We start from the raw sequence: 16,276 nt of genomic DNA on the forward strand, positions 1-16,276 counted from the left end.
GCTGCGTTAAAAATGTGCTCGATTGCTCACGTATTGAATATACGCTCCCGCTCTGCGCGCATTTTTGCCTTGTCAGTGCACAAAAATCTTCGCTGCTTTTGGATTTCGATATTTGCGTGCGATCGGTAGGTAGTAAGAATTTAATGGCCAATAAACACGGGCCCAAAAGGTGACAGAATGGATTTTACATTTAGCGAAGATCAGTTGTTATTTCAGGAATCGGTGAAAGATTTTCTGATTAATGAAGTGACGCCAGAAACTATTCGCACCGCTTGGCAGACGGAAACTGGTCGCAGCTACGGTCTGTGGCAGCAGTTTGTTGAGCTTGGTTTAACCGGGATGACCGTGCCTGAAGAGTTTGGCGGCTTGGGCATGAACGAGTTGGATTTTGTGCTACTAGCACAGGAGGCGGGTTATGTCGCCTTGTCTGAACCCTTAGTACACAGCGCACTGGTCGCGGTGCCCACGATCTTACAATTAAACAGCAGCGAATTTTCTGCGCAGTGGCTACCTAAAATTGCCGCCGGTGAAGCGAAAGTGGTGGTGGGTTTGGCGGTCAATGGCCTTGTTGAAGACGCGCATATAGCAGACCTTATGATCCTGGAAAAAGACGACGCCTTATACGCAGTGACGCCCACACAGGCGAGCTTGCGCTATAACGAATCGATTGACCTCGGTCGCAAATTATTTGCGGTGGAATTTGATGCGGCCGCTGCCACCAAACTTGCCGACGGTGAAGTGGCACAGGGGATAATTAATAGCGCGCTGAATCGCGGCGCGCTCGCGGCGGCTGCCCAAGCGCTCGGCGCGACCCAACGTATGATTGATATCTCGGTGCAGTACACCTCAGAGCGCAAGCAGTTTGGTGTGGCCATCGGTACCTTCCAAGCCGTAAAACATCATATGGCCAATATCGCCTACAAACTCGAATACGCCAAAACCCCGGTTTACCGCGCGGCTTATGCCCTAGCCAATGGCTTGGCGAGTGCCGAGCGCAACGTCAGTCACGCCAAAATTGTTGCCTGTGAGGTTGCGGATTTAGCGTCTAAAAACAGTATTCAAGTTCACGGCGCCATGGGTTACACCTGGGAAGTGGACTTGCATATTTTTATGAAACGCGCCTGGGCATTGAATAGCAGCTACGGCACCGCTGGATTTCATAAACAACGTTTAGCTGCTTATGTATTTGGTGATGAGGCGCTATTGGGGGCGGGAAATACATTTGCAGCGTGAGTTGCTTGGGCGAATGTCGGGCGTCGGACGCGCGTCGAGCCCTATATAAACTGGTAATTACACGTCAGACATCAGATCTCCGACGTCAGACTAACAAAGAGGAATAATCATGGCCGAAGCCTATATCGTTGATGCAGTACGCAGTCCCACTGGACGTCGCAAGGGCGGTCTCGCCCATGTCCACGGTGCAGATTTGGGTGCTCATGTTTTAAAAGCCATTGTTGAGCGTAACGGCATTCCCGACAATGAATACGACGATGTGATTTTTGGTTGTGTGGATGCCATCGGTCCATTGGCCGGTGATATAGCGCGCAGTGCTTGGTTGGCGGCAGGTTTGTCCGATGAAGTGCCAGGCACGACGATTGATCGTCAGTGTGGTTCGTCGCAGCAGTCAGTACATTTTGCCGCGCAGGCGATTATGTCTGGCACCATGGATGTGGTCGTGGCGGGTGGCGTGCAGACCATGACCCAGATTCCAATCTCGTCGGCGATGACCGCGGCAATTCCAATGGGGTTCAGCGACCCGTTCTCGGGGTCAACGGGTTGGGTCGCGCGTTATGGTGCTGAGCCGCCAACGCAGTTTAAGTCGGCGCAGATGATTGCTGAAAAATGGGGCTTCTCACGTCGGGATCTTGAAGAGTATTCCTTTGAATCTCACCAGCGCGCTTTACGGGCGATAGCGGACGGACGTTTTGATCGCGAGATCATTCCCTTTGGCGACGTCAAAATGGATGAGACGCCGCGCAATTCCAGTATAGAAAAAATGGCAGAGCTGGACTTCTTGTTTGGCTGCGACAGAGTAACCGCGGCAGTTTCAAGCCAGACTTGTGACGCCTCCAGTGCCATGTTGCTGGTTAGCGAAGACGCCTTAAAACGCTATAACCTCAAACCTCGCGCTCGTATTCATCACATGAGTGTGCGTGCCGACGACCCTATTTGGATGTTAACCGCGCCTATTGCCGCGACTGCTTACGCGCTGAAGAAAGCGGGTATGTCGATGCAAGATATTGATCGCGTAGAAATCAATGAAGCCTTCGCATCGGTCTCCATGGCTTGGTTAAAAGAAACCGGCTACGACCACGCTAAAACCAATGTTAACGGTGGTGCTATCGCGCTTGGTCACCCACTTGGCGCCACTGGCACCAAGCTTATGACAACGCTATTGCATGAGCTTGAGCGCAGCGGCGGCCGCTATGGTTTGCAAACCATGTGCGAAGGTGGCGGTCAGGCGAATGTAACGATTATTGAAAGACTTTAGTCAGACGTTAGGCGTCCGACACCTGATCCCAAAATAATATAGAGGAATAAATATAATGGGAATTTGTGACAACAGAGTGGTGATTATCACCGGTGCTGGTGGCGGCCTTGGTGCGGCACATGCCAAAGTTTTTGCCGCCGAGGGCGCCTCGGTTATTGTTAACGATATTAATAAAGAAGCCGCACAAAAAGTGGTCGACGATATTACGGCGGCGGGCGGCAAAGCGGCGGTAAATACCTCTGATATCACTAATTACGATGACAGCCTCAACGCGGTTAAGCAGGCGATAGATACCTTTGGTGATTTACACATTGTCTTGAATAACGCCGGTGTGAATCGTGACCGGATGTTCGCGTCGATGACGGAAGCCGAATGGGACACCATTATGGCGGTTCACTTAAAGGGTCATTTCTGTATAAGTTCACATGCAGTGCATTACTGGCGTGGCAAGTCCAAAGAAGGTGTGGCGGTTGATGCGCGCATAATTAATACCACCTCCGGTGCCGGTTTGCAGGGTTCAGTTGGTCAGTCTAATTATGCGGCAGCTAAGGCCGGTATTGCTGCTTTAACCTTGAATCAGGGCGTTGAGCTTGCGCGCTACGGTATCACGGCGAATGCGGTTGCGCCGGCGGCGAGAACAAATATGACCACAGCGGTAGAGGCGATGGCCACGCGCATGGCTAAGCCTGAAGACGGCAGTTTTGATTTCTTTGCCCCAGAAAATGTGTCGTCGCTATTGGTTTGGTTGGGCAGCAGTGAGTCAGCACACGTCACTGGTTGTGTTTTTGAGGCCGAGGGCGGCAAGATCTCACTTGCTGACGGATGGCGCAAAGGACCTGAAGTTGATAAGGGCGCGCGTTGGGCACCAAATGAAGTCGGCGCTGCAGTAAAAACCTTGATTGAACAGGCAGTTCCGGCTCAGAAAGTGTATGGTAGCTGATTTATTCTTAGATCATTTCTAACTGGAGAATCAGCACCATGAAAGCCCCTTATATTGCAGCTTTAGTTTTGGCTACTGCGAGTAGTTCCGTGTTTGCCGGCGGCGTTGCCTTTCGCTTTGGTACCGACACTTTTGGTGTGTCGCTCGCGGGCGATATGAGTCCAGAAAGCAGTGCGCAATTTGATTGGCTACACCATGAAGACGACGCCGACATGGTCGCTTTGGGCTTGTATGCCAACGGCCAGCGGGGCGCACTGAGTGGTCGCGTCGGTGCTAAAGCAATTGGTTTGGAAGGTGATGATTTCGACTTAGATGGTGGCGCGGTCGCTTTTGGTGGTGATTTGAGCCTGCCATTAAATGAAATTGTGCGTCTCCGCGCGGGCTTGTATTACGCGCCGAGCGCAACAGGCTTTGGTGACGTAGACGGCTACGACGAGTGGTCGTTGAGTGCCGAGTTCAGCTTATTCCAAAACTCGGCTATTCAGGTCGGCTACGGCAGTATGGATTTTGATGCCGATAACGGCAAAAAAATTGAATTTGAAGACGGCGCCTTTGTGCGTTTGCAGCTGCGCTTGTAATGTCTTCGCGCTTATTGCTTAAGCAATAAGCGCGACTTACAGCGCTGCTGCGAGAGCCGCCGTCGTGTTTCGGAGACAGTATGGATTTCGCATTTACTGAAGAACAGCAAATGATACGCGACACGGCGGAGGCTTTTTTAAAAGCATCCTCTACCAGTCCGGCTGTGCGCAGTGCTATGGCCAGTGAGCAGGGCTTTGCGCCAGAACTCTGGCAAACTATTTGCACTGATATGTACTGGCAGGCGCTACACATACCGGAAAACTACGGTGGTATGGGCCTTGGCTACGTTGAACTGGTCGCAGTGCTTGAGCAAATGGGACGCTATCTGCTTTGTGCCCCCTATATGTCAACGGTTGCGATGGCGACTAACGCCCTGTTGGTGGCGGGAACCGAAGCCCAAAAATCACATTACTTAAGCCAAGTTGTTGAAGGCAAAATTGCCAGTCTCGCCTTCAATTCGGGAAGTCGTGATTGGGATGCTACTGCCGTGACCGCGACGTATCGCCGCGAGGGTAGTGAGTATATTCTCAGCGGTAATTACCGCTATGTACTCGATGGTCAAAACGCGGATTTCCTCGTACTAGCCGCGCGCGAAGAGGGAAGTACTGCCGAGCAAGGCATTAGTCTCTTTGTGTGTCCTGCAAGTTTAAACGGCATTCACTGCGTTACTCTGCCCACAATGGATCAAACCCGTCGTCAGGCTTCAGTGAGCCTAGATAGTTTGCGCCTGGACGACAGCGCGGTGATGGGCGCTGCCGGACAAGCTGGACCGCAACTCAATAAAATCCTCAATTTAGCCTCCATTGCATTGGCCGCAGAACAGGCGGGTGGAATGCAGGAAGTGCTAGACGTTAGTGTGGAATACAGTAAAACACGCAGTCAATTTGGGCGGCCGATCGCCGGATTTCAGGCCATAAAGCACAAGGCAGCTGACATGATGCTACGCAGTGAAGTGGCTCGCTCAGCAGTTTACTACGCCGCCTGTGTTGCCGACGAAGCGCTGAGCGATGGCCTCCTCGCTGAAGAATTGAGCGAAGCGGCGAGTATCGCCAAATCCCACTGCTCCGAAGCCTATTTTAAAAATGCCGGTGAAGCCCTGCAGATTCACGGCGGCGTTGGCTTTACTTGGGAATACGACGTGCATCTGTATTTCAAGCGTGCCAAAGCGAGTGAACATTTCCTAGGTGATAGTGGCTATCACCGGGAACGCGTGGCGAAGCTACTACTCGATACGCTAGACGCATGATGGGAGACGGGAGACGCAGGGGCTTGCCTGTGTTTAGCGTCATCCGTCTCCCGTCCAGCATCAAGCGCGTCGCAGATTAATAAATTGAGACCGAGCATGACATTATGAAACTACAATTCAGCCCCGAAGATGAACAATTCCGCGCTGAGATCGCAGCTTGGTTAGCCGATAATTTAGTGGGCGAATTTGCTCAGCTTAAATTTCGTGGCGGCCCCGGCGACGAGCATATGTTTCCTGAGGAGCGAAAAGCCTGGGAACGCAAACTGGCTGAAGGCGGTTGGACGTGTGTGGGCTGGCCAAAGGAATGTGGCGGTCGAGGCTTGTCCATCGAACAGCAAGTGATCTTTTTTGAAGAGTATGCCCGCGCTGGAGCGCCGGGCAGAATGGGTCATATTGGCGAGGGATTAGCGGGGCCTACGCTAATTGCGTTTGGTAGCGAAGAGCAAAAACAAAAGTATTTGCCGGGAATTTTGTCGGGAACTGAATTTTGGTGTCAGGGCTACTCTGAGCCAAGCGCCGGTTCGGATTTAGCTAATGTTAAAACTAAAGCGCGCTTTGACGACGCCAGTGGTAAGTGGCTGATCAATGGTCAAAAGGTCTGGACATCACTGGCACACGAATCGGAATACTGTTTTGTGATTGCCCGCACTGATCCTGAATCCAAGGCGCACAAGGGCTTAGGTTTTTTTCTGATAAAAATGGACCAGCCCGGTGTGACGGTGCGGCCTATTGAACAAATCACCGGGACATCAGAATTCAACGAAGTGTTTTTTGATGATGCGGCGTGCGCTGCCGACGATATAGTTGGGCTGCCCGGCGAAGGCTGGAAAGTGGCGATGGGCCTGCTGGGTTTTGAGCGCGGTGTGTCTACCTTGGGCCAGCAAATGGCTTTTCAGAATGAATTGAACGAAGTCATCAAACTCGCCAAAAGCAACGGCGCGGCAATTGACCCGGTTATTCGTCAGCGCATTGCCGATGCTCATATCGGCTTAAAAATAATGCGCTATAACAGCTTGCGTATGCTGTCTGGTGGCAGCGACGGTAGCCTGCAAAAAGAAGCCTTGATCTATAAATTGTATTGGGCCACGTGGCACCGTGATCTCGGTGAACTCGCTGTGGATATACTTGGCCCCGAGGCCGACATTCTTGCCGGTGCACCCTACGAATTAAATCGTTTGCAGTCGCTTTTCCTTTTTACCCGGTCTGACACGATCTACGGCGGAACCAACCAGATCCAGCGCAATATTATTGCCGAACGCGGTTTGGGAATGCCGAAGGAGTTGAGGCCTGCGTAAGTCGGAGGTCTGAAGTTAAGTGAGGGCCGCGAATTTTTATTTTAGCGTTTGATGTCAGACATCTGACTTCCGACGAGCAATGGAGCAATCAATGAACATAAAAATACCAGAATACGTAAAAGGCCACGGTTTATTAAAAGGCAAGTCTGTACTTATTACTGCGGCGGCTGGCGCGGGTATAGGTTTTTCTGCAGCGCAGCGCGCGATTGAAGAAGGCTGTCGCGGTATTGTGATTTCGGATATTCACGAGGGACGTTTAACGGCCTCGGTGGAAAAATTAAAAACCGAAACTGGTTGCCAAGAAGTCTACGGAAAAGTGTGTAACGTTGCGGTAGAGGACGATGTGCAAGCGCTGATAAATACCGCCGAAGAGTTGTTAGGTGGGGTTGATGTTCTCATTAATAACGCGGGTTTGGGTACCACCAAACTGCTTATTGAAATGGAAGATCCCGAGTGGAATAAGGTCATCGACGTCACACTTAACGGCACCATGCGCATGACGCGCTATATGATGAAGGTCATGAAAGCACGAGGCGAAGGCGTTATCGTCAACAACGCCTCGGTACTCGGGTGGCGTGCACAGAAAGAGCAGGCGCATTACGCCGCTGCGAAAGCTGGGGTAATGGCACTGACTCGCTGCGCCGCCTTAGAAGCCGCTGACTTTGGTGTGCGTATCAACGCGGTAGCACCGTCGTTGGCTGTACATGCCATGCTTAAAAAGTCGGCTCCAGAGGAATTGCTAGCAGAGTTGGAAGCACGTGAGGCTTATGGGCGCGGGGCTGAGGTATGGGAAGTCGCTAATATTATGATGTTCCTCGCTTCCGATTATTCCAGTTATATGACCGGTGAAATTGTAAGTTGCTCATCACAGCGAGCCTAACGAACGGGAGATGCTAGACGGGAGACGTAAGACGCAGATCGAAAGCGAGTTTAGCGTCTCCCATCTCCCGTCCAGCATCTTTGAATCGCATTAAAAATCGAGCGCTAAGACGCGAAATCAAAAAAGAAAAGGACAAACACTATGAGAGAAGCCGTCATCGTATCCACTGCCCGTACTGGTATGGGCAAATCTTTTCGCGGAGCACTAAATAATACCGAAGCGCCCGCAATGGGTGGTCATGTGGTTCGCGCTGCCGTTGAGCGCGCGGGCATTGACCCCGCGTCGGTCGACGATGTGATTTTTGGCGCAGCGGCCCAGCAGGGCACGCAGGCTTATAATCTTGGTCGTTTGTGCGCGGTTGCTGGCGGCCTGCCCGACACAGTGCCGGGAATGGCAATTGAGCGCCAGTGTTCTTCAGGGCTGATGTCGATCGCCTGGGCAGCGAAATCGATTATGTGTAATGAAATGGATATCGCTGTTGCCGGCGGTTTAGAGTCTATTTCTCTGGTGCAGACCAAGCACAAGAATGCGCATCGCAATGTCTCACAGACGGTATTGGATATTGATCCCACCGCTTACATCCCAATGATTGAGACTGCTGAGATCGTTGCCGATCGTTATGGCGTCAGCCGTGAAGCTCAGGATTTGTATTCCCTGCAAAGCCAGCAGCGGGTTGCGGCAGCGCAGCAAGCAGGCCTGTTTGCCGACGAAATTGTGCCCTTTAAGACCAGTATGTCGGTGTTTAATAAAGAGACCAAAGAAACCACATTTAAAGATGTGCTGTTGGAGACGGACGAATGTAATCGTCCGACGACCACGCTTGAAAGTTTGTCGGCACTGGAGCCAGTTTGGAAAGACGGCCAGTGGGTAAAGCAGGGGCGCTTTGTTACTGCGGGCAATGCCTCTCAGCTCTCTGATGGCGCTTCCGCGTGCGTAGTCATGGATCGTAAATTAGCTGAACAACAAGGTTTGGCGCCCTTAGGCTTATATCGCGGTTTGGCCGTTTCGGGTTGCAAGGCGGACGAGATGGGCATTGGTCCGGTATTCGCTGTGCCTAAGCTCCTAAAACGCGCTGGTTTGAAAGTCAGTGATATTGGTTTATGGGAACTCAACGAAGCCTTTGCGGCGCAGGTAATATACTGTCGTGATCAGCTGGGTATCGATAACGATAAACTCAATGTTAACGGCGGGGCAATTGCTATTGGCCACCCCTTTGGTATGAGTGGTGCGCGCATGGTTGGTCACGCACTGCTTGAAGGCAAGCGTCGCGGCGTAAAATACGTGGTCGTCACCATGTGCATTGGTGGCGGCATGGGTGCGGCGGGTTTATTTGAAGTACTGTAAAAAATTATAAAAAGCCTTAAAGGCAGGAAAGGGGAACCGCTGTAGCGCAAGCTGCAGCGGTTTTTTTGCAGCTATATTATGTTGATCTAGGTGTGCACTCATTGCAGGTCTGTAAAGCATGTAGATCTGCAATCAGACCGTTAGCCAGCGCTACGGTCAGGCGAAGCTCAGTATTGCCCCAGATCACGAATGCTATCCCGATTATTTGTACTGGATGCAATTCAATAATAATTTACAGCAGCTGTTTTCCACTAAATTGGGGATGAGTGACGCTGGTGAAGGCGGCGCAGTAGATATTATTAAGGCGATGACCAAACTCCGGGAAGATGCCTACTACCATTATTTAAATGACAGGCTGGCGGAGTCGGCCTACTTGGCTGGGCCAGAGTTCAGCTGCGCCGATATTATGGTGATGTTTAATCTAACGGCGTTGCCACTGTTTGGCGGTCGTAGTATTGATGATCTTGAACACGTTAAAGCCTATGTGGATCGAGTTTCCCAACGCCCCGCCTATATTAAGGCTATGGCTATTGCTGGGCCTGGTGCTACGCGGCCAGTCTGATAATGAAAAAGGCCAATACCTGTTCTGGTATTGGCCTATGAGCTTAAGCTTTTTAATTATTGTGGTCGTACTCTCCTATTCGTTTTATCTGTGGTTGGCATTGCCTATTGGATTACTGGCAGCGGCGGACAGAGATCGTCACGAGTAACGCCGTTGACATTCAGTACTACGCTAGCCGGATATAAAAAGTGCGACTTCTGACACTTTGCCGAGGGTTCACGGCGGGGGCATTCATGTGGATCATCGTTTCTTTGCCCGTCGGGCATAGGCACTGGGTCTCGCGGCGGAATATTCCCTATCGGCGCGGGCAAGGTGCTGTCCGCAGCGCAGCGGCCGTCGGGGGCGGCATCCCACGACGCATCAAAAATCGCTAGAGCTGAGCCAAAATAACGATCATTGGCGTATTGAGCGCCGCTGGCAATGGTCAGATCTTCAAGTAGCGCGTATTCCTGCTCGTCGGGGTGACGATTGGGAAACGCTAAATCTTGACGGTCAATACCCGCATGAATAGTACGTGCCATTACATCGGCGCTCCACATAGTTACCTGATGATCAGAGAAGCCGACTTGTAATAAAAGCTCGTTGTCGGGTGTATTGGGGTAGGGCGTGTTCGCTGAACTGGCGGTCCCCATATGGTGGGCGTAGCCGTTGTTTTCAGCGCGCTCCCAAAGCATTTCCATTAAAGAGAACACCAAACTGCGATCAAGGTCGTCGTGGTAGGCGAGGTTTAGAGGAATGGAATAGACATCAAAATCTACGCTGCGTCTCAGCAGGGTCGAATAATTCATGCCGGGCACGCCCAGCACACCGCGATTTACGTCGCGAGATACCGCAACAACCGCGCCGCCCATAATACCGCCCTGGCTATTGCCGTCGTAGTATACTTCACGCGTATTAAACAGTGCTCGGCCGGAGTCGTCTTGGAAGTCTGGCAGCGCTGCAAAGCCCTCGGGATGTTTCATTGCGCGAGCCAAGAACATCATGTTCAGCATGCCTTGTTGGGAGCTATCGGTAAGTGAGGGTAGGTTAGAAACATCCAGCAATATTGCGAGGATGCTTGCAATGTCTCCCTCGGAAAAGCCAAACCAATCGACTGCGCAGAACATCATATTATGTGCGTCAGCCATGTCGGCAACATGCCCTGAGTTAACCTCGCCACGACTGCCGAGCAAGCCGTGTCCGTAGAGTGAAGGTCGTGCCGGGGTAGTAAAGGCCGAGTTCGGAATATTACAAATATATTTGCGCGACATGGTGGCCTGATCACTTGCCCTGTCTGGCAAGCCATCGCCAAACACGGAAGGCGAATCCGCTGCATCGGTGGGGTTATAGAAAAAACGATTCGGCGGCGCGCTGACGGCGCGGCCGAACTCTGGTGCGTCAGGATCAAAAGGCAGACACATCTCACTCAGTGGTGCAAAGGAGCGACACTGACTGCGAATTTCTGCAAGTGCTTCCGGGTAATTGTCACGAAGTTGATTGAATAATTCGTTGAACTCCCCGCTTTCAAGTGGCGAGGGATCACTCGGCATTATATAGCTAGGCACGGTGATCGTGCCTTCTATGCGCCGGGCAATCCGTGCATTGGGGTTGTCTGTGCGGTTGTCTACGCTCACGGTTGGGGCCTCGCCAATTTTATAGCCGGCTTGCCCTGGTAATATATTGACGGTTTCTCCCAATGTCGCAAAGGCGTCATCGCGAATATGCAGCAGGCGTCCTGCCAGGCTGCGTTCGCTGGCGACGGTGAAGTCCCATGCTAGGTAGAGCTCGTCGCGCTTAATGTCTTGGGGTAAAGAGTCAAAGACATTGCGCTCTAATTGCTCGCAGCGGTCCTTGAGTTGTGGAAGTTGAGTGGCGTCTCCGTCGCGACACACGCGGAACGCCGGGCTAGCCGCAATGGTTTCGCCGCTATTATTTTTTAGTTTGCGCAAGGCAACGATGTAGCGGGTGTTCTCTTCAAAGTTTTGCGCGGGGCGAATGATCAGTGCCGGGCGCGTTTTACCTTTGCTTGGCGGGGAGGGAATGGACTGATCGGCCGGAATAAAAATGCCCGCGTTTAAATCAATTTCCGCCCAAACCGGATGGCGCTCACCGGTTACAGTATTAATAACCACAATTGGCGCATCGCTGGCGGTGTAATCGGCTAGACGAGTAATTGGCACGGCCCCTTCAATGGGCCCGGTGGCATTGCCACTTTGGTCTTTTACTGTCGCGAGATCGGGTACATAAGTCAGTATCATCTGGCCGGGAGAAAAGCCGTCGTTGCGGTTCCACTCAGTGGGGTCAATGGGTTTTCCTGCGACATTTCGCGGCATCGCTAAGGCATTGAAGTTTAGGCGTCGGCCGGTGCCGCCGCTGTCTGTCGATTGCGGTGTTCCTGCTTCGGCAAGTGTCGTGAATTGGTCGCTAGGGAAGGGGAATAGACAGTGTGCGGCGTCGAGCACGTCACAGCCCTGCACACTGGCTCTTGCCGCGTCCAGTAGCAGCGCGCCGTCGTCCGCTGTAAAGGCACCCGTGTTACTTACCCTGCTGTACAGCTGGTTCACTGCGGACTGAATTTGCTCGCCGACGCCGGGGATTTCACTCAGGCAGGGGCCACCGTCCGGTACACAGACTTGAAATTCAGTTGGGCTAGGCGCCGACGAGAATACATTGCTAGGTTTGCCTTGCTGAGGTTGTGGATCGCCATTGCTGTCAACGCTGTACAAGGGCAAGTCCACCGTACCATCGACACTTACCGCGATAATACTGGGGTCACGAGAGAATGTTGCTACAAATTGTACATGTTGACCAAAGAGTAAAAGCGCAATGCTATCGCCTGGCATTAGCCGCTCTGCAACGCCGACCAAATCGACATTGTGTGCGCCTAAGCCACGTAGCGGCGTGAGTTGGTCGTCGATCAGCTCCCAGTTAGGAGTACCGGAGTACTTTATACCAAGGCCCGCAAAGATAATGCTGTCGCAGCCAGTGGTATTGGTTCCGAAATCGGGGGAATCGCAACCGAATGCGGTTTCATTGGTGATTGCAGGCGTAGCGATAGTGACATTCAAGCGCGCGATACCGGCGAGAATAGTTTCATTCAATATTTCGCCTAACTCCACGGCTACTGGTGCGGCGCCAACACCGTTTGTGGCAGCGGCATAGCCGTTTGGCACTGGCGTGGTGGTGCTCACTGCACGGGTGCTGAAGTTGCTGCTCGGGGCACTTAAATTTGCTTGTGGCGCAAGCAATGCTGTGTCATCAAAGTAAACCGTGTCGCCGTCGCCGAGCACCATGCAGACGTCGTCAAGCGCGACGAGACTTTGTGCCGGACGTAATTTACTGTTGAACCATTTAAGCTCGTCAACGTTGCAGCCAGTGCCGCCAACGGGTGTTGCCGGGCCGTCTGGGGCTTGGGCATAGGGTAGTGCGTGACCGCCGGTATGGGTGTAAAGATTTACATCTGCACCTGCTGCATTAAGACACTGTAGGTTCCACCAAGCTTCATTGAAATTGAAAAGGGTGTCGGGCATACCCTGGGTGAGTAAAACGCTAACGCCGCTGAGATAGTCTGACGCCGAACCGTTCGGCAAGGTCAAAGCGCTCGGGTCAAAACTGCTGTCTTGCAGCATGGCAATAGTGTCGGCAGGGTACTGTTTGTAGGGCATGCTCGGTAGGCCTGCAGCCTCGCACCAGTAGCCTAAACCGTGGAACTGGAACCAATCGAGGGCGCTGCGCGGGAACTCATTACTTGCGGCGCCTCGGGCGAGCGTTTCTTTGATGAAGGGGTCTTGCCCGCGATTATCCGGTGTTTGGCCATTGCTCAAACCGACGCCGTAGCTGGCGCTTTCACCAAGTCCTACCAGTGCGACTGTCCACATGGACTTAACGGTATCGCCTGGATTTAATGAATTACGCAAATCATGCCAGGTAATATCTGGTTGAAGTGCATCGAGACGTTTTTTCTCATCGACGGTTAGCAATAGCAGCTGGTATCCGCCGCCGTAACTACTACCCGTGGCGCCGACCAGTAAATTGTCGCCACCGGCAACACTCTCGCCAGACGGTGGCCGCGCGACAAAGGCACCGCTCGCGTCATTTTTCCACGCGAGATAATCAAGATTTTGTTCAGCCCAATCTAATATTGCGAGTAGATATTGCCCCTCAAATTCTGGGTCCATAACCCTGATGGTACCGGAGCTAGCGCCGAAGCCACGCTGATCAATACTGATAACTGTGTACCCATCATCGCGATAGTCAGTAAAACCTGACTCGCTACGCGCGCCACCGTAACCGTGACCTTGCAGAATGAGCGGGTGGGCTGCTACAGCGCGGTTGGCACAGTCGAAGCTTGTTGGTTCCAGTACTTGGAAGCTGATGACTTGATTAATGCCGTTGCGATCGAGCAGCGGCAGCTGAACTTGGTAGCTGCGATTGCCTTGGAGGTTGCTCTGCTGCTCACAAGATGCATTTTGAACTTGCGGCGTGGCGACTTCACCAATATCACCAAATACTGAGCACATGCCGTCGGGAAATCCGGCGGCAAGGCACTGGCTGGCGAGCGGCGTGTTGGGGTTTACTAGCTCGCAGAACATCGCGGCTTCTTCACCGCCAAACTCATGACAGCGGTCAGCGTATTCGCGCTGTACATAATCAACGCGGAATCCCGCCATACTAAACAAACATTCGTTGCTTGCGGGGTCAGCCTGACATGCCGCTAGGTAAGTTGGAAGATAAGTTTGCGCGTCTTCTTGCCGCTCAAACAGCGGGATATAACCTTGGGTTCTGAGTAGCGGCGCGGTTAACGGTCCTAGAGAAACAAACTCTTCGTAGCCCGTAAATGGGACGCCGGCGAGCCCGCCATCACCAGAGGCATCAAGTGCGCTAAATTCCTCTTCAGGAATAATATAGCCAAAGCTGTTCTGGGTTAGCCCTAGCAACATGGTGTGGGCGTTAGGGTTCGCCAGAGAGCGAATCCATTTGCCAAAGGTACCGGTCGCCTCTCCGGGAATAGTGACAATTTCCAGTCCGGTTTCAGCATCGCCTAAGGTAATGCGCGTAACGTTTGTAGTGGTATATGGTGTGGCTTGAGGCAAGTACTGAGCCTGGGCTTGCGCTTCCTCAGGCAGCTGCCCATTCGCACCGGTGAAGTCGTAATACTGATTAAAAGCACCAAGCAGACCCACACCAACAAATAGTGGATTTGTTACTGGCAATGTCACTTCTTGATTGCGAATGCTCAGTCCGTGGCTAATGCGGCGTTCAATAGGGAAGCCAAGTCCGCCGTCTGCAATTCCCTCTCCTTTGCAGTGTTGGTTACCGTAGTCTGCAGAAACATCATCGTATTTTGGATCATTCACGCAGCCTTCACGGCGGCCTGATGATGAGGCGTCGGCAATGGGGCCATTGAAGTAAAGCGCAACGCCGCCAAGGGCTTCTAAGTAATCAGTAACGCCAAGCGGGTAGTCGGGATGTGGAATTCGTGGCGACTCGTTGATGGAGGTAGGGTGCCCATTAAATTGCATGAAATGTGCAATCGGCTCGCCACTGCTAAGTGATATTGCTTGCATCAGAGTGCCGACGACATCTGAGTCAATATTGGAATCGGTTTGTCGAGGACGTCGGTAGTTATTAAATTCCGGCAGAGCGCCGCTGCGCACAGTGAGTTCAACGTCTTGTTTGCGCGAGCGCGCTTCGATCACTGCGGCAACTGCTTGTGGGTATAAAATGTTGGTAAGCCAGCTTTGGGGAACGCCGCCCCACAAACCTTGTAGGTCGGCACCGGCGTGACTATGGGTTTGACCGAAGACAATATTTGACGATGGAATGCCGGTGGCAGCAACAATCGCTGCGCGAACATTATTTTGAATAACATTACCGGCGCCAATGGCGTCTAGCACCAAGAACACCACTTCCTGATTGTTGGCAATGTTGTCTGGGTCGGGCTGTTCGATTACCAATGCGCGAATCCACGTGCTTTCTAGGCACTGACTTTCCGTAAAACTGGCTGGATCGTAGCTGCTTTGGTCTTGTAATAAACAGGGCTGCTCGGCGGCTTGCGTTAGTTGGTCACCAGCCATATTGAAAGGGTCTGAGAAATTTTGCAGGGGATTCAGGCCAAATCCACCAAGATTAAATTTCTGCATGCGCGGGGCATCGCCTAAGCGCTGCTCTGTTTCGCCGCTAATCTGGCTAGCGTTTGGATTGACGCGTTGTTTACTCGCGCCCACGCGCAGCGTGCTTTGGGTGGTGTCGTTGTCATAAAGCGTAATCGTTGCCGTTGCGGATTCCCCGACGACAGCAAAATCAGAGGAGTCCACGAGAAGCTGAAAGGCTTCGGTGCCTTCAAGCTCGTTGTCGTCAATCACATTGATTGTGACACTTGCAGTGGTATTTCCCGCTGCAATAACAGTGCTGCCAGTACTAGCGCTATAGTCCATGCTGGCCTGTGCGCTGCCGTCAATGGTATGAAAGCTGAATGAAATGTCGAAATCTTGAGCTGCGCTAATTGATACCTGAACTTGAGCAGCGGCGTCATTTTCGCTGACGTTGGTATTGGTGGCGGACAAAGTAGGTCGCTGAGATTCCGAGCAGCCGTGAATAATTTGACCGTCGTTGGCGGGGGTGTTCGCGCATCGGTCACTGTTATCGCCAGTGCCATCGCCGTCCGCATCGCTTGATTCATTTTTATCTTCAGGGAAGGCGTCATTCTCGTCGGTCACACCATCGTTATCATCATCGGTGTCCGCATTGTTGCCAATGCCGTCGCCGTCGGTGTCGGTGTGCTCGCTGGGGTCAAACGGAAATGCATCGTCTTCGTCTTTAACGCCGTCGTCATCATCGTCGTCGTCAGCATTGTCGCCGATGTTGTCGAGGTCGTTATCTTTGGTTTCATTCGGATCGTTTGGGAAGGCGTCATCGTTATTATTTACGCCGTCATTATCAATATCGTCATCACAGGCG

At 52.4% G+C, this 16,276-nt stretch carries 10 protein-coding genes; 9 read left to right on the forward strand and 1 reads right to left on the reverse strand.

The window, feature by feature from the left end:
• The first annotated feature begins 177 nt into the window (after positions 1 to 177).
• The 9 genes from ABD836_RS17375 to ABD836_RS17415 all read left to right on the forward strand — a co-directional run bounded on the left by ABD836_RS17375 (position 178) and on the right by ABD836_RS17415 (position 9,337).
• Positions 178 to 1,233, forward strand: a complete 1,056-nt coding sequence (locus tag ABD836_RS17375) for an acyl-CoA dehydrogenase family protein (protein WP_344938437.1) — start codon at positions 178 to 180, stop codon at positions 1,231 to 1,233.
• A 109-nt stretch (positions 1,234 to 1,342) separates the two neighbouring features.
• Positions 1,343 to 2,491 carry an acetyl-CoA C-acetyltransferase gene (locus ABD836_RS17380; protein ID WP_344938439.1) on the forward strand — a complete coding sequence of 383 codons (1,149 nt, stop codon included), beginning with the start codon at positions 1,343 to 1,345 and terminating at the stop codon, positions 2,489 to 2,491.
• A gap of 55 nt (positions 2,492 to 2,546) precedes the next feature.
• The gene (locus tag ABD836_RS17385; RefSeq protein ID WP_344938441.1) at positions 2,547 to 3,431 is read left to right on the forward strand and encodes an SDR family oxidoreductase; all 885 of its coding nucleotides are present in this window, start codon (positions 2,547 to 2,549) and stop codon (positions 3,429 to 3,431) included.
• A gap of 38 nt (positions 3,432 to 3,469) precedes the next feature.
• Complete coding sequence (locus tag ABD836_RS17390; RefSeq protein ID WP_344938443.1) at positions 3,470 to 4,009, forward strand: YfaZ family outer membrane protein; 540 nt, start codon at positions 3,470 to 3,472, stop codon at positions 4,007 to 4,009.
• Between the two features lie 80 nt (positions 4,010 to 4,089).
• Positions 4,090 to 5,256 carry an acyl-CoA dehydrogenase family protein gene (locus ABD836_RS17395; RefSeq protein ID WP_344938445.1) on the forward strand — a complete coding sequence of 389 codons (1,167 nt, stop codon included), beginning with the start codon at positions 4,090 to 4,092 and terminating at the stop codon, positions 5,254 to 5,256.
• Between the two features lie 104 nt (positions 5,257 to 5,360).
• Positions 5,361 to 6,551, forward strand: coding sequence for an acyl-CoA dehydrogenase family protein (locus tag ABD836_RS17400; RefSeq protein ID WP_344938447.1), 1,191 nt, complete (start codon positions 5,361 to 5,363; stop codon positions 6,549 to 6,551).
• Between the two features lie 91 nt (positions 6,552 to 6,642).
• A complete protein-coding gene (locus tag ABD836_RS17405; protein ID WP_344938449.1) occupies positions 6,643 to 7,431 on the forward strand; it encodes an SDR family oxidoreductase in 789 nt (262 codons plus the stop codon).
• Between the two features lie 141 nt (positions 7,432 to 7,572).
• On the forward strand, positions 7,573 to 8,775 hold the full coding sequence (locus tag ABD836_RS17410) for an acetyl-CoA C-acyltransferase (protein ID WP_344938451.1): 1,203 nt from the start codon (positions 7,573 to 7,575) through the stop codon (positions 8,773 to 8,775).
• A 214-nt stretch (positions 8,776 to 8,989) separates the two neighbouring features.
• Positions 8,990 to 9,337 (forward strand): glutathione S-transferase family protein, encoded by a 348-nt coding sequence (locus tag ABD836_RS17415; RefSeq protein ID WP_344938454.1) that lies wholly within the window; start codon positions 8,990 to 8,992, stop codon positions 9,335 to 9,337.
• A 104-nt stretch (positions 9,338 to 9,441) separates the two neighbouring features.
• Here the strand turns inward: ABD836_RS17415 and ABD836_RS17420 are convergent.
• The coding region (locus ABD836_RS17420; RefSeq protein ID WP_344938456.1) for a Calx-beta domain-containing protein at positions 9,442 to 16,276 on the reverse strand (6,835 nt) is incomplete at its 5' end.

Origin of the sequence: Zhongshania borealis, from assembly GCF_039539625.1 — a bacterium.
GTDB classification, from domain to species: domain Bacteria; phylum Pseudomonadota; class Gammaproteobacteria; order Pseudomonadales; family Spongiibacteraceae; genus Spongiibacter; species Spongiibacter borealis.